Source organism: Geomonas paludis (assembly GCF_014193585.1).
Classification (GTDB): domain Bacteria; phylum Desulfobacterota; class Desulfuromonadia; order Geobacterales; family Geobacteraceae; genus Geomonas; species Geomonas paludis.
The window spans coordinates 901,114-920,690 of record NZ_BLXY01000002.1 but is presented as its reverse complement, the minus strand read 5'-3'; the positions used below and the strand labels follow the sequence as shown (position 1 = coordinate 920,690).

18 protein-coding genes are annotated in these 19,577 nt (G+C 59.7%); 12 read left to right on the top strand and 6 right to left on the bottom strand.

Features of this window, described 5'->3' with window-relative positions; all coding sequences use genetic code 11:
* The first annotated feature begins 239 nt into the window (after window positions 1-239).
* The 4 genes from H7687_RS09600 (at window position 240) to H7687_RS09585 (ending at window position 6,359) form a co-directional block, all read left to right on the top strand.
* Window positions 240-1,052: an electron transfer flavoprotein subunit beta/FixA family protein gene (locus H7687_RS09600; RefSeq protein ID WP_183346823.1), complete on the top strand. Its 813-nt coding sequence runs from the start codon at window positions 240-242 to the stop codon at window positions 1,050-1,052.
* Between the two features lie 8 nt (window positions 1,053-1,060).
* Window positions 1,061-2,404, top strand: a complete 1,344-nt coding sequence (locus H7687_RS09595; RefSeq protein ID WP_183346822.1) for an FAD-binding protein — start codon at window positions 1,061-1,063, stop codon at window positions 2,402-2,404.
* Window positions 2,405-2,588: 184 nt separating this feature from the next.
* Window positions 2,589-4,589: a (Fe-S)-binding protein gene (locus H7687_RS09590; RefSeq protein WP_183346821.1), complete on the top strand. Its 2,001-nt coding sequence runs from the start codon at window positions 2,589-2,591 to the stop codon at window positions 4,587-4,589.
* A 120-nt stretch (window positions 4,590-4,709) separates the two neighbouring features.
* Window positions 4,710-6,359: a PAS domain-containing sensor histidine kinase gene (locus H7687_RS09585; RefSeq protein ID WP_183346820.1), complete on the top strand. Its 1,650-nt coding sequence runs from the start codon at window positions 4,710-4,712 to the stop codon at window positions 6,357-6,359.
* A 68-nt stretch (window positions 6,360-6,427) separates the two neighbouring features.
* Here the strand turns inward: H7687_RS09585 and H7687_RS09580 are convergent, their stop codons facing one another.
* Window positions 6,428-7,336: an AraC family transcriptional regulator gene (locus tag H7687_RS09580; RefSeq protein WP_246404740.1), complete on the bottom strand. Its 909-nt coding sequence runs from the start codon at window positions 7,334-7,336 to the stop codon at window positions 6,428-6,430.
* A 213-nt stretch (window positions 7,337-7,549) separates the two neighbouring features.
* Here H7687_RS09580 and H7687_RS09575 point away from each other — a divergent pair, with 213 nt between their 5' ends.
* Together H7687_RS09575 and H7687_RS09570 are read left to right on the top strand one after the other, a co-directional pair.
* On the top strand, window positions 7,550-8,851 hold the full coding sequence (locus tag H7687_RS09575; protein ID WP_246404738.1) for an MFS transporter: 1,302 nt from the start codon (window positions 7,550-7,552) through the stop codon (window positions 8,849-8,851).
* 157 nt (window positions 8,852-9,008) lie between these two features.
* The gene (locus H7687_RS09570) at window positions 9,009-10,073 is read left to right on the top strand and encodes an alpha/beta hydrolase (protein ID WP_183346819.1); all 1,065 of its coding nucleotides are present in this window, start codon (window positions 9,009-9,011) and stop codon (window positions 10,071-10,073) included.
* Between the two features lie 195 nt (window positions 10,074-10,268).
* Here H7687_RS09570 and H7687_RS09565 read toward each other — a convergent pair whose 3' ends face one another.
* Window positions 10,269-10,670, bottom strand: coding sequence for a winged helix-turn-helix transcriptional regulator (locus tag H7687_RS09565; protein WP_183346818.1), 402 nt, complete (start codon window positions 10,668-10,670; stop codon window positions 10,269-10,271).
* Between the two features lie 97 nt (window positions 10,671-10,767).
* On the opposite strand from H7687_RS09565, the gene H7687_RS09560 reads away from it, so the two are divergent.
* The 6 genes from H7687_RS09560 (at window position 10,768) to H7687_RS09535 (ending at window position 15,972) form a co-directional block, all read left to right on the top strand.
* Window positions 10,768-11,625, top strand: a complete 858-nt coding sequence (locus H7687_RS09560) for an SDR family oxidoreductase (RefSeq protein ID WP_183346817.1) — start codon at window positions 10,768-10,770, stop codon at window positions 11,623-11,625.
* Window positions 11,626-11,805: 180 nt separating this feature from the next.
* The gene (locus tag H7687_RS09555; protein WP_183346816.1) at window positions 11,806-11,970 is read left to right on the top strand and encodes a hypothetical protein; all 165 of its coding nucleotides are present in this window, start codon (window positions 11,806-11,808) and stop codon (window positions 11,968-11,970) included.
* A gap of 223 nt (window positions 11,971-12,193) precedes the next feature.
* Entirely contained in the window at window positions 12,194-13,327 is a 1,134-nt protein-coding gene (locus H7687_RS09550) for a potassium channel family protein (RefSeq protein WP_183346815.1), read from the top strand.
* Window positions 13,328-13,713: 386 nt separating this feature from the next.
* Window positions 13,714-14,382, top strand: a complete 669-nt coding sequence (locus H7687_RS09545; protein WP_183346814.1) for a 3-keto-alpha-glucoside-1,2-lyase-like domain-containing protein — start codon at window positions 13,714-13,716, stop codon at window positions 14,380-14,382.
* A 264-nt stretch (window positions 14,383-14,646) separates the two neighbouring features.
* A complete protein-coding gene (locus H7687_RS09540; protein WP_183346813.1) occupies window positions 14,647-14,865 on the top strand; it encodes a VF530 family protein in 219 nt (72 codons plus the stop codon).
* Window positions 14,866-14,898: 33 nt separating this feature from the next.
* Window positions 14,899-15,972, top strand: a complete 1,074-nt coding sequence (locus H7687_RS09535; RefSeq protein ID WP_183346812.1) for a GTP pyrophosphokinase — start codon at window positions 14,899-14,901, stop codon at window positions 15,970-15,972.
* A gap of 95 nt (window positions 15,973-16,067) precedes the next feature.
* Here the strand turns inward: H7687_RS09535 and H7687_RS09530 are convergent, their stop codons facing one another.
* The 4 genes from H7687_RS09530 to H7687_RS09515 all read right to left on the bottom strand — a co-directional run bounded on the left by H7687_RS09530 (window position 16,068) and on the right by H7687_RS09515 (window position 19,568).
* Entirely contained in the window at window positions 16,068-16,580 is a 513-nt protein-coding gene (locus tag H7687_RS09530) for a hypothetical protein (protein WP_183346811.1), read from the bottom strand.
* A 467-nt stretch (window positions 16,581-17,047) separates the two neighbouring features.
* Window positions 17,048-17,905, bottom strand: a complete 858-nt coding sequence (locus H7687_RS09525) for a hypothetical protein (RefSeq protein ID WP_183346810.1) — start codon at window positions 17,903-17,905, stop codon at window positions 17,048-17,050.
* A gap of 12 nt (window positions 17,906-17,917) precedes the next feature.
* On the bottom strand, window positions 17,918-18,325 hold the full coding sequence (locus H7687_RS09520) for a DUF350 domain-containing protein (protein ID WP_183346809.1): 408 nt from the start codon (window positions 18,323-18,325) through the stop codon (window positions 17,918-17,920).
* Between the two features lies 1 nt (window position 18,326).
* A complete protein-coding gene (locus H7687_RS09515; RefSeq protein ID WP_183346808.1) occupies window positions 18,327-19,568 on the bottom strand; it encodes a hypothetical protein in 1,242 nt (413 codons plus the stop codon).
* Between the last annotated feature and the right edge of the window lie 9 nt (window positions 19,569-19,577).

The window sequence follows — 19,577 nt, the reverse complement described above, 5'->3', positions numbered from 1 at the left end:
ATAGTCGAGATTTCCCCCTAGTACCCTCTCCCTCCGGGAGAGGGTGCCAGTCCACCAGTCCCCTCTCCCCCTGGGAGAGGGTGCCCGAAGGGCGGGTGAGGGATGTTTGTTACCTGCCGAGTCCCCTCACCCTGCCCTCTCCCAGAGGGAGAGGGGATGTGGACGTTTGCGGCAGAAGAAGCAGCAGAATTTTTTTTGACCACGTTTCGCATCTTACGTCAACGTCAACGGAGCTGGCAATGCTAGTCGTAGTCTGCATCAAACAGGTGCCGGACACCACCCAGGTACAGATCGACCCGGTCACCAACACCCTGGTGCGCGAGGGGATCCCCTTCATCGTCAACCCGTACGACACCCACGCCCTGGAAGAGGCACTGAGGCTCAAGGACCGCTTCGGCTTCCGCGTCGCCGCCATTTCCATGGGGCCTCCCAATGCCGAGGCGACGCTGAAGAAGGCGCTGGCCCTCGGGGTGGATGAGGCGATCCTCCTCTCCGACCGCGCCTTCGGCGGGGCGGACACCCTGGCCACCAGCCGTGTGCTCTCCGAGGCGATCGACAGGCTGAACCGGCAGGAGCAGGTGGGCATCGTCATCTGCGGCAAGCAGACCATCGACGGCGACACCGCCCAGGTCGGACCCGGCATCGCCACCCGCCTGGGCTATACCCAGCTCACCCTGGTGGACCGGGTCGAGAAGTTCGATCCCTTCCAGGGGAGGATTACCGTGCGGCGCAAGCTGGAAGGGCGCCACGAGACCGTGGAGGCGCCGCTTCCCGTGCTGCTCACCGTGGTGCGCGAACTGAACCGTCCCCGCTATCCGACCGTTCCCATGAGGCTGGAGTCCGAGCAGGCAACGGTGCAGGTCTGGAGCAACCAGGAACTGCAGCTGGACCAAAACGGCATCGGCCTCAAAGGCTCCCCGACCTGGGTGAGCCGGATCTTCTCACCGCAACGGGAAAAAGGCGAGATCGTGGGTGATGGCGTCGCCGACCCGGCAGGGGCCGCCCATCTGCTGGTCGACAAACTTGTGAGCAGGGATCTGCTGGTCGTATAGGAGACAAGATGAGCGAGGCGAAGGTAGGGGTGAAACGACCGCGGGGGAAGGCGCGGCTGATCGAAGGACGCTGCATCGCCTGCGGCGGGCGCTGCGAAAGCGCCTGCCCGGTCGACGCCGTGGAGATGAGCGGGAGCGGCGAGCCCGAAATCGTCGTGGCGCAATGCATCGGCTGTGTGAAGTGCGTCAAGGTCTGTCCCGCCCAGGCGCTGGAGGTGGTCTTCACCGAGGAAGAAAAGCGGATACTGGAGCAACTGGCCCGGGAGAGCGGCGCCGACGCCGAAGACGGCGACCCGGAAGCCCGTGCCCTTGCCGCGAAGCTCGCCGCCTACCGCGGCGTGTGGGTTTTCGTGGAGCAGACCGAAGGCGAGCCGGCCCGGGTCTCCTGGGAGTTGATGGGTAAGGGGAGGGAGTTGGCCGACACCCTCGGCGTGCCTCTCTCCGCCGTCGTGATCGGCTCGCACGTCGAGGAGCTTTGTTACCACTCCTTCTGCTACGGCGCCGACCAGGCTTACCTCGTGGACGAACCCGTGTTCCGGCACTACCGCACCGAGGCCTACCTGAAGGCGGTCTGCCGGCTGATCGAAAACTACCAGCCCGAGATCGTGCTCATGGGTGCGACCGGGCTGGGACGGGACCTGGCCGGAGCGGTGGCGACCGTGGTGGGCACCGGGCTCACCGCCGACTGCACCGGGCTCGGCATCGATGACCGGCGCAACCTGATGCAGACCCGTCCCGCCTTCGGCGGCAACATCATGGCCACCATCATGTGCGACAAGTTCCGTCCCCAGATGGCCACGGTCCGTCCTCACGTCATGCCCCTGCCCGAGCGCGTCGAGGGGAAGAGCGGGCCTGTCATCAGGGTCGCCAGCGGCGTAAAGGAAGAAGAGATGCTCACCAAGGTGCTGGCGGTGGTCTCGGACCGGAACAGGGACCACGTCGATGTTGCCGGCGCGGAGTTCATCGTCTCCGGCGGGCGCGGCATGATGGGCAAGGAGAACTTCGTGCTGCTGCAGGAGTTGGCCGACGAGTTGGGCGGCGTCGTCGGCGCCTCGCGTAGCGCGGTGGACGCGGGGTGGATGCCGCACGAGCGGCAGGTAGGGCAGACCGGCAAGACCGTGCGTCCCAAGATCTACATCGCCTGCGGCATCAGCGGCGCTATTCAGCACCTGGTCGGTATGCAGGACTCCGACCTGATCATTGCCATCAACCGCGATCCCGATGCCCCAATTTTCGAGGTCGCCCATCTCGGCATCGTCGGCGATCTGTTCCAGGTCGTCCCGGCCCTCACCGAGCGCCTGAGGAGCCTGAAGCAGAAGGCGCCGGAAACAGCCGCCTGTAGCAACGGTTAGAAGACCAAACCGTTTGTTAACGCAAAGCCGCAAAGCCGCAAAGAGAACCACGGCTATAAATTGCTCTGAGTCTCGCAACAGAGAGGCGGCATTGAGACTTTCAAAAACTAATTCTACAGGGTTTCGTCTTCACAACCTTTGCGACTTTGCGGCTTTGCGTTAAAAATGCCTTTAAGGATTGTCCATGTCACCTAACCCACAACTCTTTCTGCTACTCCTTATTCTCTCCGCATCAGCCTTTGTCATCGGTTGCTACCGCCGGTTCAGCCTGGTCGCCCTGGGGCGGCCGGAGGACCGGCTCGACGCGCCGGGGACCCGTTTCGCGCGCATGCTCCGCCTCGCCTTCGGCCAGCAGCGGGTGCTCGGCAAGCCCTTCGGTATGAACCATTTCGTCATCTTCTGGTCCTTCATCATCCTCGCCGCCGCCAACGCCGAGTTCGTGGTGAGCGGAGTGCTGCCGCAGGCCGGCCTTGCCGCGCTCCCGGCGCCGCTCCAGCACGCGCTGCTGTTCCTCTTCGACCTGGTCTCCCTGGCTGCCCTGGTCTGCGTCCTCATCGCCTTCGCCCGCAGGCTCTTCTTCGCCGAGCCCTCCCTGAGCAGCGACTACGTCAAGGCCCGCAGCCCCGAAGCCTTGCTGATCCTCTCCCTGATCGCTGTCCTCATGCTGGCCTACTTCGGCCTGCACGCCGCCCGGATTATGATCGGCATGGAGGACCCCACCGCCATGCCGGTCTCCGCCGCCATCGCCGCGCTTATGGCGGCGCCGCTGGCTACAGATCCCACCGCAGTGGCGACCTGGTCCTGGTGGCTGCACGCCCTCGCGCTGCTCTCATTTCTCGCCTACCTGCCGCAGAGCAAGCACATGCACATCCTCACCGCCATTCCCAACTGTTTTTTTGCCGGGCTTGAACGCCCCAACACCCAGCCGCGCGAAGAGTTCGCCAGGGGGATGCGCTTCGGCGCGGGGCGGGTGGACGAGTTCACCTGGAAGGACCTCTTCGATTCCTTCTCCTGCACCGAGTGCGGCCGCTGCCAGGAAGCCTGCCCCGCCGCCGCGACCGGCAAATCCCTCAACCCCAGATCGATAATCCATGCCCTGAAGACCAACCTCCTGGCCAACGGCTCCTCGCTGCGTGCGGGGGAGACCCCGACCCTGCCGCTCCTCGCCAATGCCAGCGACACGGGCCCGGGGGAGGGGAGTGCGGGCGATGACGCCATCTGGGCCTGCACCACCTGCGGCGCCTGCATGAACGCCTGTCCGGTGCTCATCGAGCACATGCCCAAGATCGTCAAGATGCGCCGTCACCTGGTGCAGATGAGGGCGTCCTTCCCCGAAGAATTGTCCGCCTTTTTCGAGAACGTCGAAGCCAGGAGCAACCCCTGGGGGATCGCCCCGACCGAGCGCACCAAGTGGCACGCCAACCTGCCGGTGCGCCCCTTCGAGCAGGGAAAGACCGAATACCTGCTCTACGTCGGCTGCGCGGGCGCTTTCGATGCGCGGCAGAAGCAGGTAACGGTGGCGCTGGCCACCATCCTTGACGCGGCCGGGGTTTCCTGGGGGACGCTGGGCAAGGAGGAACGCTGCTGCGGCGATAGCCTGCGCCGCCTGGGCAACGAGTTCGTCTTCGACCGCACCGCGCGGGACAACGTCAAACTCCTTGCCGAGCGCGGTGTGAAAAAGATCGTCACCCAGTGCCCGCACTGCTTTACGACCCTGAAGAATGACTACCGCCAGTACGGGATGGAACTGGAAGTAGTGCACCACTCGGAACTGTTAGCCGGGCTGCTCGCTTCGGGACAACTGGAATTGAAGCAGCGGGTGGCGCAGTTCGGAACGGTGCTGTTCCACGACTCCTGCTACCTCGGACGGCACAACGACGTCTATAGCGCGCCCCGGCAGGTGCTGGCCACCACCACCGGCGCTTCACCCGCCGAATTCGTCCGCAACGCCGAGCGCTCCTTCTGCTGCGGTGCCGGAGGCGGCCGAATGTGGCAGGAGGAGCAGGAAGGCGAGAGGATCAACCTGAATCGGGTCAAGGAGGCCCTGCAGCAGAAACCGGACACGATCTGCGTCAGCTGCCCCTACTGCCTGACCATGATGGAGGACGGCCTGAAAGACCTGCAGGGGGGGGCGGTCCGGGTGAAGGACCTGGCCGAGGTGGTTGTGGAAGGGCTGCGCGCCTGAAAACGTGCCAAGGAGGAATCGATAAGCGAGTCTGGTTAGATTAAAATACTTTTTAACCCTCTCCTAATGTGGTAGCCTGTCCCGGTTTTGCGGCACTTTGCCGAAACGGAAGGGATCGCTATGGGAGACGACGCAGCCAAATACCACGCCCTGTTCGACCAGATGGCCCAAGGCGCCTTCTTCCAGTCGGCGGACGGCACCCTGACCGATGTCAACCCTGCCGCCCTCGACATGTTCGGTCTAAGCCTCGACGAATTCCTGGGGCGCACCTCGATGAACCCGCAGTGGCGCGTCATCGCCGAAGATGGATCCGACCTCCCGCCCGAACGGCACCCCTCGATGGCTTCGCTCAGCAGTGGCCTGCCGGTACGCGACTTCATCGCCGGGGTCTTCAACCCACTCAAAGAATCTTTCCGCTGGTTCAACCTCAACGCCATCCCGATGTTCCGGCCCGGCGAGTCCACGCCGTACCAGGTCTTCGTGACCATGCATGACATCTCCAGGCAAAAGCGGCTCAGTGACATCCATCTCTCGCGCCTGCGTGTGGTGCAGTATGCCGCCGCTCATCCCCTCGACGAACTGATGACGAAAGCGCTGGACGAGGTGGAACTGCTGACCGACAGCACCATCGGTTTTTATCACCTCTTTGACTCCGTCGCCGAGTCCGTGTCGCTGAAGGCCTGGTCCACCAGCACCTTGGACAACTTCTGCCGTGTCGAGGATCGGGTCAGGCAGTACAGCATCGAAGCAGCCGGTGTTTGGGCCGACTGCCTGCGCTCCGGCAAGGCAATTATCTACAACGACTACAACAGCCTGCCGCACCGCAAGGGACTTCCCCCCGGGCACGCCCCGATCCAGCGCATCCTGGTGGTCCCGGTGCAAAGACACGGAGAGGTGGTCGCCATTTTAGGCGTCGGCAACAAGCCTTCTGACTATACGGAAAGTGATGTCGATGCCGTCAACCTGTTCGCCGATCTTACCTGGGACGTAGCGCAGCAGAAACAGATGCAGGACAAGCTGCTCGCCAAGAGGGACGAACTCAAAGAAGCCAACGAGCTGCTCGAACAGCGGGTCAGCCAGCGCACCGCTGATCTGCAGGCAGCCATCCGCGAGCGTGAATCGTTCAGCTACTCGGTGTCGCACGACCTGCGTGCCCCCTTGCGACACATCAGCAGCTACAGTTCCATTCTCATCGAGGACTATGGCCCGGAACTCCCCTACGAGGCCCGCACCTACCTGGACCGCATGCGCGGCGCCGCCAACCAGATGGGCGCGCTCATCGACCACCTGCTGGAGCTCTCGAGGGTGGCGAGGGCGACCATCACCCCGGAGCCCGTCGACCTCAGTGCCGCTGCTGGCGCTATCCTGAAGATGCTGCAGGAAACCGAACCGCATCGGCTGGTGTGCCAGGAGATAGAGCCCGGCCTTACCGTACAGGGGGATATCCACCTGGTCAACCAACTGCTGGGCAATCTCTTGGGCAACGCCTGGAAGTACACTGCAAAGACCTCCTTCCCAAGAATCGCAGTGGGCAAGACCACCATCTCCGGCAAGGACGTTCTCTTCGTGACTGACAATGGAGCAGGCTTCGACATGAACTACCAGGGGAAGCTTTTCAAGCCCTTCGAGAGACTGCACGGTTCCGAGTTCGATGGGGTGGGGATAGGGCTGGCGACCTCGCACCAGATCGTCGAGCGCCATGGCGGCAGGATCTGGGGCGAGGGGGCGGTGGGCAAGGGCGCCACCTTCTACTTCACCCTGGGAGGGTGAAAGTCTCGAGCGAGGTGTGCCTGTGCCAAGGAGGGGGACTGTTCCCCCTTAGTCGCTTGGGAAGTGGGTTATTGGGCGACGGCTAGTTGGCGCAGCCTGGTGATGTCGCGCAACGGTGGCGCCCCGAAGAGGCGGTTGTATTCGCGGCTGAACTGGGAGGGGCTCTCGTAGCCAACCTGGAACGCTGCGGCAGCGGCATCCAATGACTCCGCCAACATCAAGCGCCTCGCCTCGTGCAAGCGCAGATGCTTCTGGTACTGCAACGGGCTCAACGCGGTCAGCGTCCGGAAGTGGTTGTGAAAGGACGATGGGCTCATGCGGGCCTGGGATGCCAGGTCGTCAATGCGTAGTTGCTGTGCGTAGTTGTTCTTCAGCCATTCAACGGCCCGCGCTATCTGTTGACTCTGGCTCCCCGCCGCCGCTATCTGCCGCAGCCGCGCTCCCTGTTCCCCAACCAGCAAAAGGTAGATGATTTCCTTCTCGATGATGGGGGCCAGCATCGGGATGTCGCGCTCCTCGTCGAGTAGGTCGATGAGACGCTGGAAGGCGGTGAGCAGCGGCAGGGTTATTTCGCTGGTCGCCATACCATGGCGGGACTGCTGCGAGCGGTCATGCGGGAAGTTGCTGTCCACCAGCATCTGGGAAACCTGCTGTATGTCGAAGGTCAACTTGAGGCCCAGTAACGGCCTTTCCCTGCTCGCCTCGATAACCTGGACGAACGTGGGCAGGTTGACGGACGTGATCAGATACTGGCGGTCGTTGTAGATGTACTGCTCGGTCCCAAGCTGTACCCGTTTGGCCCCCTGCACCACCAGGCAAACGCATGGCTCGTAAACCGCGCTGGTCGGTTCGGTAGGGCCATTCTCCCTGAAGAACCAGAGCGCAGGGACGGACGACTGGCTCAGGTTGCCACCCTTCGTCCATCGGGCAAGACTCTCTTTCATCGTCTCGAGCGCAGCTTCCATCCTGTTGTACATGTCACCCTCGCATCGGACTGATTTCGCAGGAAAAACTTCCTATTCATCTCTAGCGCCCATCATACCAACCCGGAACCCGCATTACAATGAATACGCGACCCTTTGTGGGATCAGGCAATAATTTTCCAGGATCGGTCTATCTCCATTTTCATGGCTTGGTCTAGGATGAAATCACCAGACAAGGCAATGGCAACACAAAGGAGTACCTGGATCATGAGTGCAATTTTTGATGACGAAGTCACCTTCGCAAACTGCGTGGAATCTACAGCCGTTCTCGCTGACAACAGAATGGATGCAGCTTTCTCCGCATCGGAAGGATTTATTGTTGAGGCGGCCGCCACTCCAGCGGCGGTGCAGCGCGCCGTTTCCGCACGGCAGACATGGAGCGCTGTCGGCTCTATGGCGTTGTGCGTAGCGATGCTGATCGCCTCGGAGTTCATGCCGGTCAGCCTGCTCACGCCGATTGCCGCCGACCTGGGGGCGACCGCCGGAGCGGCAGGCCAGGCCATCTCCATCTCAGGCTTCTTCGCGGTGGTAACCAGCCTCTTAATCGCCACCGTTGCAGGTCGGTTTGATCGCCGCCACGTGCTCATGGGACTTACGGGGCTGATGTTGGTCTCCTTGATCCTCATGGCCGAGGCGGCAACCTTCGGGACGTTGATGGCGGCACGGGCGCTTCTGGGGATCGTGGTCGGCGGCTTTTGGGCTCTGGCTACGGCAACCATCATGCGCCTTGTTCCGGATGAGTCCGTTCCTCAGGCGTTGGGAGCCATCTACACCGGTAACGCTCTTGCCACCACCTTTGCTGCGCCCATCGGCAGCTATCTGGGAGGGATTGTCGGCTGGCGCGGCGTCTTTTGGGCCTTGGTACCTCTGGTCGTAATAAACCTGATCTGGCAGTGGATCAGCTTGCCGTCCATGCCCCCGCAGACAGCCCACCCGGTGGGTAAGATCCTTGGCCTGCTGAAAAGGCGCAACGTCATCTTTGCCATGGTGGGAGTCATGCTCACCTTTGCCGGAGCCTTTACTACGTTTACCTATATGCGGCCGTTTTTGGAAACCTACACGCGGGTCAGCGTCCCGCAACTGTCACTGCTCCTGCTCGGCCTGGGCGGAGCAGGATTCGCAGGCACATACGGCGCCAGCGCACTGCTTGGGCGGCATCTTTATGCGCTGCTCAGGTTGCTCCCCATCGGGTTGGCGGCGGTGACGCTCGGCCTGCTGGCGGTCGGCCATATGCTATGGCAAGTGGCGGTCATGATGATGGCTTGGGGGACGCTGAATTCGGCAATCCCGGTTGCGTGGTCTACCTGGCTGACCAAAGGGATCAGCGACGAGCCGGAAAGCGGCGGCGGGTTGATGGTCGCAGCCATACAGCTCTCGATCCTGCTGGGTGCGGCGTTTGGCGGCCTGCTCCTCGATCACCTTTCCATCGCGGCGACGTTCATTGGGGGGACCATTCTTCTCGGTCTTGCCGCCGTAGTGATTGGAAGCGGGAACCGCATCAAAGGCTGACGCTATTAGCCATAATCTTCCGCCACACCAGCCGCTCCCCGAGCCCCGGGGTGCCTTTATAAATTGAAGACTTAGCAACGCAAGGCAATAGTAGTTGGCAGGCCTAATGCCAGTCTTTCAACAGGAGACTGAACGACAACATGGAAAGGAGTTAGATATGAACAAGAAAGGTTTTATTTCTCGCAGCTTTGCTGTTATTGGCGCGGCGGTGCTGGGCATCGTTTCGGCAACCGCAGGCGTGGCTTCCGCCAAGGACATCGTAGAGGGAGCGGACAACTTCTATAAGAGCGACAAGGTGACCGTGCAGAAGGTTTCCTTCAACAACCAGTACAGGATGAAGGTGGTCGGGAACCTCTTCATCCCGAAAGGGTTGCGCGCCGATGCAAAAAGCCCGGCGATCATCGTCGGGCATCCCATGGGCGCCGTCAAGGAACAAAGCTCCAACCTCTACGCCACCAAGATGGCCGAAAGGGGATTCGTCACCCTTGCTATCGATCTCTCCTTCTGGGGCGAGAGCGAAGGGCAATACCGCAACGCCGTGTTGCCGGATGTCTATGCCGAGGACTTCAGCGCCGCGGCCGATTTTCTCGGCACCCGCCCCTTCGTGGACAGGAAACGGATCGGCGTCATCGGCATCTGCGGCAGCGGCAGCTTCGCCATCAGCGCCGCGAAGATCGACCCGCGCCTGAAAGCCATTGCAACGGTCAGCATGTACAACATGGGTGCCGCCGCCCGTAGCGGACTCAAACACTCGCAGACCGTGGAGCAGAGAAAGAAAATGGTCGAAGCTGCGGCGGAGCAGCGTTACGCCGAATTCACCAGCGGCAAGCCCAAGTTCCTCAATTACCTGCCGGTAAAGCTGGGCGAAAATGCCGACCCGATCACTCGTGAGTTCCACGACTTCTACCGTACGCCGCGCGGGATTCACATTCCTGAGGGGATGACCCTGGAGCAGACGCAAAACCGCGCGCTTACCTCCGAGGTGAAATTCGTGAACTTCTATCCCTTCAACGACATCGAGACCATCTCTCCCCGTCCCATGCTGTTCATCGCCGGTGAGACGGCCCATTCCAGGGAGTTCAGCGAGGATGCCTACCAGCTTGCCGCCGAGCCGAAGGAGCTCTACATCGTGCCCGGTGCGGGACATGTTGACCTCTACGACCGGGTGAACTACATCCCGTTTGACAAGCTGGCAACCTTTTTTACGGAAAAGTTGAAGTAGTAGGAGTCGGATCACCCGTAGGGGCGAATAATCATTCGCCCAGCCGCTGGAGGCACCACGGAGAATCTCGCTGTGCGTAAAAAAACGGGGCGAATGATTATTCGCCCCTACAGGAAACCCACGCAGACCATCGTTCCGACCGGTGGAAGTACGCATGAAGGGGGCGCAGTTGCGAGACTGCGCCCCCTTCGTCCATTATTCGGCCTCTTCCGGCCCCCCTGCCTGCTGAACCGCCATGATGCTGGGCAGGTTGCTCTCGATCCAGTCGGCCAGGGCCGCGACCTTCTCGCCGATGGCCCTTCCCAGCGGGGTCAGCGAGTATTCCACGTGAGGCGGCACCACCGGGAAGGAAACCCGGTCGACGAATCCGTCCCGCTCCAGGTACTGCAGCGTCTGCGCCAGCATCTTTTCGCTCACCCCCCCCACCTTGCGTCGCAATTCGCTGAATCGGTGCGTCTTTTCCATCAGCGCGACCAGCACGAGGACGCCCCACTGGCTGGTGACATGCTTCAGTATTTCCCGCGAAGGGCATTGTACGCAGAACAGCTCCCCGCGGCGCATCTGGTCCGACAGGGTTACTACTTCCAGCTCACTCATGACACTTACCTTTTTGTGCGTACTTACTTTTTGTAATCGTCGTTGCTATGCTCCACCTGTAACATAAATCGCACCGACACATAAAGGAGATACTCACATGATCGTCATCACCGGAGCAACCGGACAGTTAGGACGTCTCGTCATCGCATCGCTGCTCAAAAGGGTTCCCGCTTCCCGCATCGTCGCCGCCGTGCGCAACCCGGAAAAGGCCAAGGATCTCGCTTCCCTGGGTGTACAGGTGCGCCAGGCAGATTACAACGCGCCCGGGACCTGGGGGACAGCGCTTGCCGGCGCCGAGAAGGTGCTCTTGATCTCCTCCAGCGAAGTTGGTCAGCGCATCAACCAGCACCGCACCGTCATCGATGCTGCCAAAAAGGCAGGCGTGAAGCTGCTCGCCTACACCAGCCTGCTGCGCGCCGACACCACCCCCCTCGGCCTTGGCGCCGAGCACACTGCCACCGAGACGCTGATCCGCGAATCCGGCGTCCCCTTCGTCATCCTGCGTAACGGCTGGTACACCGAAAACTACGCGGCCAGCATTCCGCCGGCGGTCGAGCACGGCTCCTTCTACGGTTGCGCCGGCGAAGGGCGCATCGCGTCGGCCGCCCGCGTCGATTACGCCGAAGCCGCCGCCGCGGTGCTCACAACGGCAGGGCAGGGGGGGCGGACCTACGAACTGGCCGGAGACACCTCCTACACCCTCACCGAATTCGCCGCCGAGGTTACCCGCCAGTACGGCAAGCCGGTCAACTACGTGAACCTCCCCGAGCTCGAGTTCAAAAAACTCTTCGTATCCGTAGGGCTTCCCGAGCCGCTCGCGGCGCTCTTGGCCGATTCCGACAGCGGCGCGGCGCAAGGGGGGCTCTTCGATGACGGCCACCAGTTGAGCTCACTGATCGGCAGGCCGACCACCTCTTTCGAAGCGGTGATAGCCCAAGGCAAACAAGGCACCTGAGGGGGACTGGCTCCGCCAGGTGCCTGTCCCCTTTGGTGGCTAAGCTGAAAAGAGTATTCGGCGAGAGGGACAGGCACCTAACGGAGCCAGTCCCTTTTGCCGCGCACCTCCACTTTTCACCTCAATCTCTTTATAATCAAAGGAGGACGATGGCATGTCCGGGTGAAAAGGAGCAGGGATATGAAAAAGAGAATCCGGTACCTCATGGCACTAGTAGTGCTACCTGCACTGCTGTCGGGCTGCATCATCGTGCCGGTGGACGGTTATTACGGGCACCACCGCGGATACTATTACGATGACTACGACCGCCATTATGGGCGCGGCCCGTATGGCGGGCGCAGGTAGTCTCCAACTTCGTTTCGAAAACCGTTAGCCACGGAGAAATCTGAGAGAGGCAGAACACTAGAGAGGGGATAACCCCTCTCTTTTTGTTTTTGGTTCCGGTTGTCTCAGAAGTCCTCAGATTTTCTCCGTGGCCAATGTTTTAGGTCCATATTTTTGGCTGCCGTTGCATCCGACGGTCTTGGTGAGAGAATTTCTGAAATTGCTATGAGGTGAGAGGCAGGTTATGGCTATCGTGGCGATGATCGTTGGGGCTGTGCTGGTGCTCCTGGTGCTGTGGGAAGGGTTCGAAACCATCATCCTGCCGCGCCGGGTGACGCGCCGCTTCCGCATCACGCGGGTCTTCTACCGCAGCAGCTGGCGCCCCTGGACCTGGCTCATCCACAACTTCGTGCCGCCCAGGCGCCGGGAAACCTGGTTGAGCTACTTCGGGCCGCTGTCGCTGCTGCTGCTTCTGAGCATCTGGGCGGCGGTGCTGATTTTGGGTTTCGCCCTGATCCACTGGGGCGGTTCCTGGCTTTTCTACCCCAATGGCGGCACCGAGTTGATCAGCGACCTCTACCTGAGCGGCACCACCTTCTTCACCTTGGGCATCGGCGACGTGGTGCCCAAGACGAGCCTGGGGCGCCTGCTGGTGGTGGTCGAATCGGGCATGGGGTTCGCCTTTCTCGCCCTGGTGATCAGCTACCTGCCCGCTTTGAACCAATCCTTCGCCCGGCGCGAGGTGAGCATCTCCCTGCTCGACGCCCGGGCCGGTTCACCTCCCACCGCTTCGGAGATGCTGCGCAGGCACAGCCATCACGGCGGCGCGGAATCGCTGCGCGAACTGCTGCACGAGTGGGAGCGCTGGGCTGCCGAGTTTCTGGAAGGTCATCTTTCCTACCCCGTGCTCGCCTATTTCCGCTCACAGCATGACAACCAGTCCTGGCTGGCCGCACTTACCTCGATCCTCGATACCTGCGCCCTGATCATGGCGGGGGTGGAGGGGACCTGCAACCGGCAGGCCGAGCTTACCTTCGCCATGTCGCGCCACGCGGTGGTCGATCTCGCGCTCGTGTTCAGGACCCAGCCGCGGCAGCTGACCTCCGACCGGCTCCCGCCGGCGAAGCTGGACGAGATCTGCGACATCCTGCGCCGCAGCGGACACAAGCTGAAGGAGAGGGCGATACTGGAACAGAACCTTGCCGAACTGCGCCTCATGTACGAGCCCTACGTCAACGCGCTCTCCCGGCATTTCAAGGTCGGTCTTCCCCCGTGGGTGGCACGGGAAAACGGGATCGACAACTGGCAAGCCAGCTTCTGGAAGCCTCCCGCCAAGCGCCATAAAGCAGCCGAAGAGGTGGAAGAGCGGCATTTCTAAGCTGCTAAGCACGCGGTGCAGGGGCGCGGTCTCTGGTTCACGCCCGAACCGACAAAGAACCGTTAGCCACGGAGAAAATCAGAGAACGTCTGAGAGAGGCAAATCTCCTAGACCGGGCATCCCTGGAATCTGGAGGTAATTGTGAGGCACGCGGGGGAAGCGTTGTTGCCGAGGTCAATGAGAGCAGAGAATTGGCGCGTGCTCCTATCCTTGCAGTTTGCTCAGCACGAATGAAAGCAGAAAACCGACCGTGGTGATCACATAAACATTTCTCTCTCCTGTAGTATAGGTTTTCTCAGAAGTCCTCAGATTTTCTCCGTGGCCAATGGTTTCAGGTTTTTATCCGAGATGTTATGATGACTCAAGCAGGAGAGGAGGAACCCGACATGACTACCAAATCGGTGATAGCAATAGGTACCGTGGTGGCAGCGTTGTTAGTCGGAATAGGTGGCAGTTCCAGTGCCGCGGTCAAACATCAACCCGGTGAAAAGGGTGTGGTGAGGGGACAGACAGCACAGTGGTCTTTCGATAAGGAAAAGGTGGGGAGTATCCCGTCGGGAGCGCACGCCTTCAGCGGCACGTGGGCTGTAAAAGCGGAGAGCGACGCCCCGAGCCCGCCGCACGTCCTTTGCCAGACGGGGGCGTCGCAGTTCCCGGCCATCGTGCTCAGTGACAAGGTCTTTACCGACGTTACCGTGTCGACCCGGTTCAAGCCCGTCTCCGGCAACGAGGACCGGGCGGCGGGCATCATTTTCCGCATCCAGGACCAGGACAACTTCTACATCCTCCGGGCCAACGCCTTGGAGGACAATATCAACATTTACAGGTACGTGGCCGGATCGCGCCAAGCCATCAAGGAAGGGTCGGGCAAGGTGCCGTCGGGCACATGGCAGGAACTGCGCGTGGAGGTCAAAGGCAGCGACATCCGAGGCTACCTGAACGGCAAACTTGTTGTCGAGGCTCGTGACGGCACGTTCAAGGCTGGCGGTGTCGGCCTGTGGACCAAGGCCGATTCGGTGACCTGCTTTGACGATGTGAAGGCAATCGCACAGTAAAACCCCGGCAACTGCACAATCCTTGGTTGTTCCGTTCATCGCTCTGCCCTCCCCAAGCGTTCCACCAGATCCCGAGCGGCCAGCATAGGCCGCTCTCTCTTTGTTTATTCTCCGGTTTTCTCAGAAGTCCTCAGGTTTTCTCCGTGGCCAATGGTCTCAGGGGAGCTTGGGGGGAGATTCGGTTGACTTCTTTCAGCAAATCAGCCATATCAGCAGCATGTCTTTTTTCTCAGATCTGTATCTAACAGCCATCAGGATCAAACAATGACCGCTCAATCGCCAAACGACCCGCTCCACGGCGTCACTTTGAAGATGATTCTCACCGAACTGGTGGAGGAACTCGGCTGGGAAGAGCTGGGCAGACGGATCGATATTCGCTGCTTTACCCACACCCCCTGCATTCCCTCCAGCCTCAAGTTCCTAAGAAGGACGCCTTGGGCCAGAGACAAGGTAGAGGAACTGTACCTGAGATCGAAGATGTAGAGGGCAACAACAGCGTCACATAAGGACAGATACATGGCATCACTGGATTTTGAACAGGAAAAAGCAATTTTCAACAAGTACTACGAAAGCAACCACAAGCAGTTGATCGCCGCCAAGGATGCATATCTTGGCATGATCAGGACCCTGGTCAGGCAAAGCGATGTTGGTGAGGTCACCAAGATAGAAGGGCGCGTCAAGGAAAGAGAGGAATGCATAAAGAAGTTCCAGCGCAAGTATCAGGGCAAGCTCGAGGCTGACGAGCAACCCTACGCGATCAAGGATTTCATATCAGACCTGGTCGGCATCCGGGTCGTCTGCCTCTACGAGGATGAAGTCCCGGTCGTTTCGGCGCTGCTGCAACGGCACTATACGATACTGAACGTCACGGACAAGACGTCTGCAGTGGAGAGCACGGAAGACTCTTTTGGTTACAAAGGTCTGCACATGGACCTGGCGCTGGACCCGCAGGCTCCCTGCCTCGCCAAGCATCTTCCGCCGATGGAGATCAGCTTCGAGGTGCAGATTCGGTCACTGATTCAAGATGCGTGGAGCAGGCTGGACCACAAGATCAAGTACAAGAAATCGATCCCGGTCGACCTGAAGCGCAGGATCAACGTTCTCGCCGCCCTTTTCGAGCTCGCGGACCGTGAGTTCAAAGAGATCAGGAACGCGACCTCCGACCTGATGCAGCAGGCGACGGTGACGCAGATCGAACCGGAAGCGCCGGGCCAGGCGGCGAGCGCAGGCACCAGGACGGTGAACGCCTTCAACTTCGTGCCCATTGCCGCGCACTTTTTTCGCGATTTTGTCTTCGACGACGAGAAGGTGGATGATTTTGTCCAGGACATCCTGGAACAAAACAGCACCCTGCTAAAGGCCGAACTGCACCGGTGCCTGAACGAGAATCTGAAGGTCGTCAGGGAGTACCGCGACCACATAGTCGCGGAGAATCCGGAAAGAACCTTCAGCGCCTACACCTCGATCAGGCACTGTCTCTATCTCTACGATCCGGAGAAGTTCCCACGCATCCTGTCCAGAAGGAACAGGGAACGTTTCGTCGCATGGATGAAGGCCAACCAGCCGGCACCTGAAACGTTACAGCCATGATCCCCAGTTCTGCTCCGACACCTTTCCCCTCCCCATATCACATCTCTTTTCTGCAGACCGCGGCTTTTTAGCCCCCTCAGGGGCGGTTGAAGTATTTAACCGCTCCCCTTGCATTGCGCCATCTGCGTTGTATTCTGAATAAGGTTGTGAGATTGGAATAAAATAATTAAAAGCGACAAGGCTCTCGCTGGTGCGAAGCAAGGAAGGTGAGTGCCTATAGATATACCTGCCTTTTTTTGTTCTAGTAAAAGCAACGCATCATCCTTGTCTACACGTAAAGCAAAGTGAGTTTTTTCCTGCTCGCCTTCTGACTTTGATTTTGGGCTCCTTCTCTCAGCCAATGTGTTTTTATCGATAAGTGGCGGACGATAATCATATTTTGCAGATTTGAAGTAGCCGCTTAAAATGTTTGTGCCGCTTCTAACTGTGTGATCAAGGAAATGAACTTTTTTGCTTGTTGCATCATCGTGTTTCCTCTCGACTTTTGGTAGGCTTGCAATTGCTTCAAAACAACTTTTTATCAAAGCTGGATTAGCTTCACTGTTATCATGTTTCGAAATAAGCTTGAGAGAGTAGTGCACGATTGTTCTTGTTGAAGTTTCAGTCATTTTTGCGCCTCACCAATTCTAGAGTTTTTGCTTTATTTGCACTAAATATTAAACTTGTTGGAATAAAATTACCTTTTTGCGTGGCAATTGCTAGGGCTAGGGCAGGAGGGGCCACTGGAAACTTGCAACCGTTCATCCCTTACTGTCTTCGTCAGCACGTCATGCACGCCGCATTCAGTATCGCTGCGACGCTGGAAAAGGCGGCTCGGAGGAGGGCGGAGGGGACTTTGCCGACTTTTATGTCGTCAACTACAAAACCCAATACCTTGCGCAGAACGAGAACACGAAAAGCTGCACCATGGTGGCCATCAACGCCCAAGCGGCCCGCTAATTCCAGGAAACCTCCGCAATGTCGTCCCCTCCTGCTACGCACGCATTCCATGGGAGGCATGGGAGGCATGGGGAGGCCCATGATATTAAACGTGCAGACGTGTTACCTCGCTGGAGAGCCTAGCTAATTGTGACTCTTATGCTTTTACTTCCAAAAATGCTTTCCCCTTTGTACTCAGCTTTGGTCGCCCCTTGTACATGGAAACCAGGTCGAGCTTTACCAGTGCTCTAACAACATCGGCTGCTGATTTCCTTTCCAGGTCGTGGAGAAGAGCTACCACACCTGAAGAGTCCTGTACCGCCAACCGCTGCAGTAACGTGACCGACGCTGTGATCTCTGATTCACCCATTCGGGACCAAATCCAACGGCTGCCGAAGATGGAGCCGTAGGATTCCAGGATCAGATGGGACACGGCGACCACAAAACCGAGACCGATATGAGCACGATCGATATCGTCCTTTATAGTGAAAGGGTTATCTATCAGTACCGGTCCAAAGGTCCAGCCGAGATAGTAGTCGTCATGGGGTTCATAGGCGTGCCCGATACAGCCGAGCATCACGAGTGCTAACAGGAGGTAAAGCGCCCAAAACCATGCCGGGTGGCTCGCGGAAAGCTGGGTGAGATAGCAGAGGGAAAGCAGGGCGCAGAATAAGCCGCCACCTATAAGCAACCACATGCTGTCATCGCTTTTCTGCTGGTATGCCTCTTTAGGGCGCAGGAAATAGGACGCGGCCATGAAGCCGAGGCTGAGGTTTGCTCCGGTAATCAGAGATGCTCGGTACCCAAGGTGGTCGATGACCGGCAGGTCGACCAGCGCCAACGCGAACAACAGGGTGAGAAGGAAGAAAACCACTGCTACCGGTGTCAGCAGCACCGTCAAGGCAGCAAACACCAAGGCATCATGGCGGGCACCTTGGTAGGCTTCCCGCAGCCGAGACCTCAGTGTTGGAAGTATCTTTTGCTGTTCGCTCAGGTTAGTCTGCAGAAGGGACATTTTAACCCCTTGTCAGTACGTCATACACGCCGCGTTGAGTATGCCTGCGACGCTGGAAAAGGCGGCGAGGAGGAGGGCGGAGGGGACTTTGCCGGCTTTTATGTCGTCGACTACAAAACCCAACACCTTGCGCAGCACACTGAACACGAAAAGCTGCACCATGGTGGCCATTAACGCCCAGGCGGCCATGTCGGCCAGGTTCACGCTGTGGGCGATGACGATGGCTACGGGGATGGCGAAACCGAGCAGGGCTCCGGTGAGACTTACGGCTGCCGCCATGTTGCCCTCGCGGATCAGGCCGATCTCGTCATAGGGCGTGAAGCGGATGTAGATCCAGGAGAAGAGGGCCAGGTAAACCATGGAGAGGACCAGGTAGATACCGTAGTTGATGATGATGTTGTGATCGAGCGCGATGGCCATCCTAGATCCCTCCTTGTTGCGGGTTGCGCTGGTTGTAAACCTGGCTCCAGGTCTGCGCCAGCCACACCGGTATCTTTAATTGGTCGGTGGAGGCGTTTTTCTCTTTGAGCACGAAGGTCTGGGCGGCGGTCAGCGGGTAGAGCACGCCCAGTTCTTCCTTGTAAATCGTTGCGGCCCGTTCGACGGTCCGCCCCTTGAACCTGAACTGGAAGGTGACTTTCAACGCCTCGGAACATTCCTCCAGGTAGATCTCGCCGTGGCTGTCGTAATAAGGGTAGGGGGCCTGGGCCAGGGCGGGCAGGCCCAGCGCGGTGGCAACTTCCTCGTTCACCCGGGACTGCAAGATCGCCCCGGAGGATCTCGTTTCGGCGATGGTGGCGCCGGTGCTGCTCCTGATGGTGTCCAATATGTCCCTGCTCACTTCGACGGTGGACTCGGTGCTCGACACGGGGGGCGAGTCCTTGCTGTTGTCCCAGGTGTAGCGCACCAGGGTCGCGAGATAGGCGGGACGGCTGTCGAGGACGTGCACCACCCACTCATCGGCCTGGACTGCCTTCTCACCGATAAGCCTCTGCACCAGCCAGCGCAGCCGCTCGGCGCTTTTTTCGGCGATCCGGGAACTGAGGTAGAGTTCGCTGAAGGTGAGGGCGTCTCCCTCCTTCGCGCCTGACAGCTCGTGCTTGATGCTCGCAACCAGCGTGCGGTCGCCTCCTTCGCGCAGGCTCTTCGGGTTTCCCAGGAGCTCTTCCGCACGGCGCAACAGGGTCCTGCTCTCGGAAAGATCCTTGTGCAGGCGCTCCTTGATGCCGGTACGGTCCAGCGAGGCGACCTGGATGTCCTCCATGTGCTCGGACAGCCCCGCCATCACTTCCTTCACGGTGTCGGCGACTTCCTGGCATGCGTCGAGATCTTTCGCCCCTTCCTCGCACACCGATTTCCTGGCCTCGTTGATCCTGGCCCCTCCCTCGGCAATGGCCTGGCTCCATTTCTCACGGTCGGCCAGCGGCTTTATCTCGGCCCACTCTTTCTGGGAGGTGAGGGCGGCGTACTCGCTCTGGCACTGGGCGACGCCTGCCAGCGCCCCGGCGCAAAACTGCCGCAGCTTCTCGTTGCGCTCCTGCCTTTCGTTGTAGAGGTTGGCGAGGTACACGCCGCCTACTGCGATCCCTATCCCGATCATGCTGGCCATGACGCCGAAGTTGGAGAGCAGGCCGGACGAGTCGCTTTTCTTTGCCTTTGCCATGAAGACTCC

What these genes read in the sequence shown, in the direction of transcription:
- H7687_RS09600 (WP_183346823.1), top strand. Translation starts at nt 240, where the DNA reads ATGCTAGTCGTAGTCTGCATCAAACAGGTGCCGGACACCACCCAGGTA.
- H7687_RS09595 (WP_183346822.1), top strand. Translation starts at nt 1,061, where the DNA reads ATGAGCGAGGCGAAGGTAGGGGTGAAACGACCGCGGGGGAAGGCGCGG.
- H7687_RS09590 (WP_183346821.1), top strand. Translation starts at nt 2,589, where the DNA reads ATGTCACCTAACCCACAACTCTTTCTGCTACTCCTTATTCTCTCCGCA.
- H7687_RS09585 (WP_183346820.1), top strand. Translation starts at nt 4,710, where the DNA reads ATGGGAGACGACGCAGCCAAATACCACGCCCTGTTCGACCAGATGGCC.
- H7687_RS09580 (WP_246404740.1), bottom strand. Translation starts at nt 7,336, where the DNA reads ATGTACAACAGGATGGAAGCTGCGCTCGAGACGATGAAAGAGAGTCTT.
- H7687_RS09575 (WP_246404738.1), top strand. Translation starts at nt 7,550, where the DNA reads ATGAGTGCAATTTTTGATGACGAAGTCACCTTCGCAAACTGCGTGGAA.
- H7687_RS09570 (WP_183346819.1), top strand. Translation starts at nt 9,009, where the DNA reads ATGAACAAGAAAGGTTTTATTTCTCGCAGCTTTGCTGTTATTGGCGCG.
- H7687_RS09565 (WP_183346818.1), bottom strand. Translation starts at nt 10,670, where the DNA reads ATGAGTGAGCTGGAAGTAGTAACCCTGTCGGACCAGATGCGCCGCGGG.
- H7687_RS09560 (WP_183346817.1), top strand. Translation starts at nt 10,768, where the DNA reads ATGATCGTCATCACCGGAGCAACCGGACAGTTAGGACGTCTCGTCATC.
- H7687_RS09555 (WP_183346816.1), top strand. Translation starts at nt 11,806, where the DNA reads ATGAAAAAGAGAATCCGGTACCTCATGGCACTAGTAGTGCTACCTGCA.
- H7687_RS09550 (WP_183346815.1), top strand. Translation starts at nt 12,194, where the DNA reads ATGGCTATCGTGGCGATGATCGTTGGGGCTGTGCTGGTGCTCCTGGTG.
- H7687_RS09545 (WP_183346814.1), top strand. Translation starts at nt 13,714, where the DNA reads ATGACTACCAAATCGGTGATAGCAATAGGTACCGTGGTGGCAGCGTTG.
- H7687_RS09540 (WP_183346813.1), top strand. Translation starts at nt 14,647, where the DNA reads ATGACCGCTCAATCGCCAAACGACCCGCTCCACGGCGTCACTTTGAAG.
- H7687_RS09535 (WP_183346812.1), top strand. Translation starts at nt 14,899, where the DNA reads ATGGCATCACTGGATTTTGAACAGGAAAAAGCAATTTTCAACAAGTAC.
- H7687_RS09530 (WP_183346811.1), bottom strand. Translation starts at nt 16,580, where the DNA reads ATGACTGAAACTTCAACAAGAACAATCGTGCACTACTCTCTCAAGCTT.
- H7687_RS09525 (WP_183346810.1), bottom strand. Translation starts at nt 17,905, where the DNA reads ATGTCCCTTCTGCAGACTAACCTGAGCGAACAGCAAAAGATACTTCCA.
- H7687_RS09520 (WP_183346809.1), bottom strand. Translation starts at nt 18,325, where the DNA reads ATGGCCATCGCGCTCGATCACAACATCATCATCAACTACGGTATCTAC.
- H7687_RS09515 (WP_183346808.1), bottom strand. Translation starts at nt 19,568, where the DNA reads ATGGCAAAGGCAAAGAAAAGCGACTCGTCCGGCCTGCTCTCCAACTTC.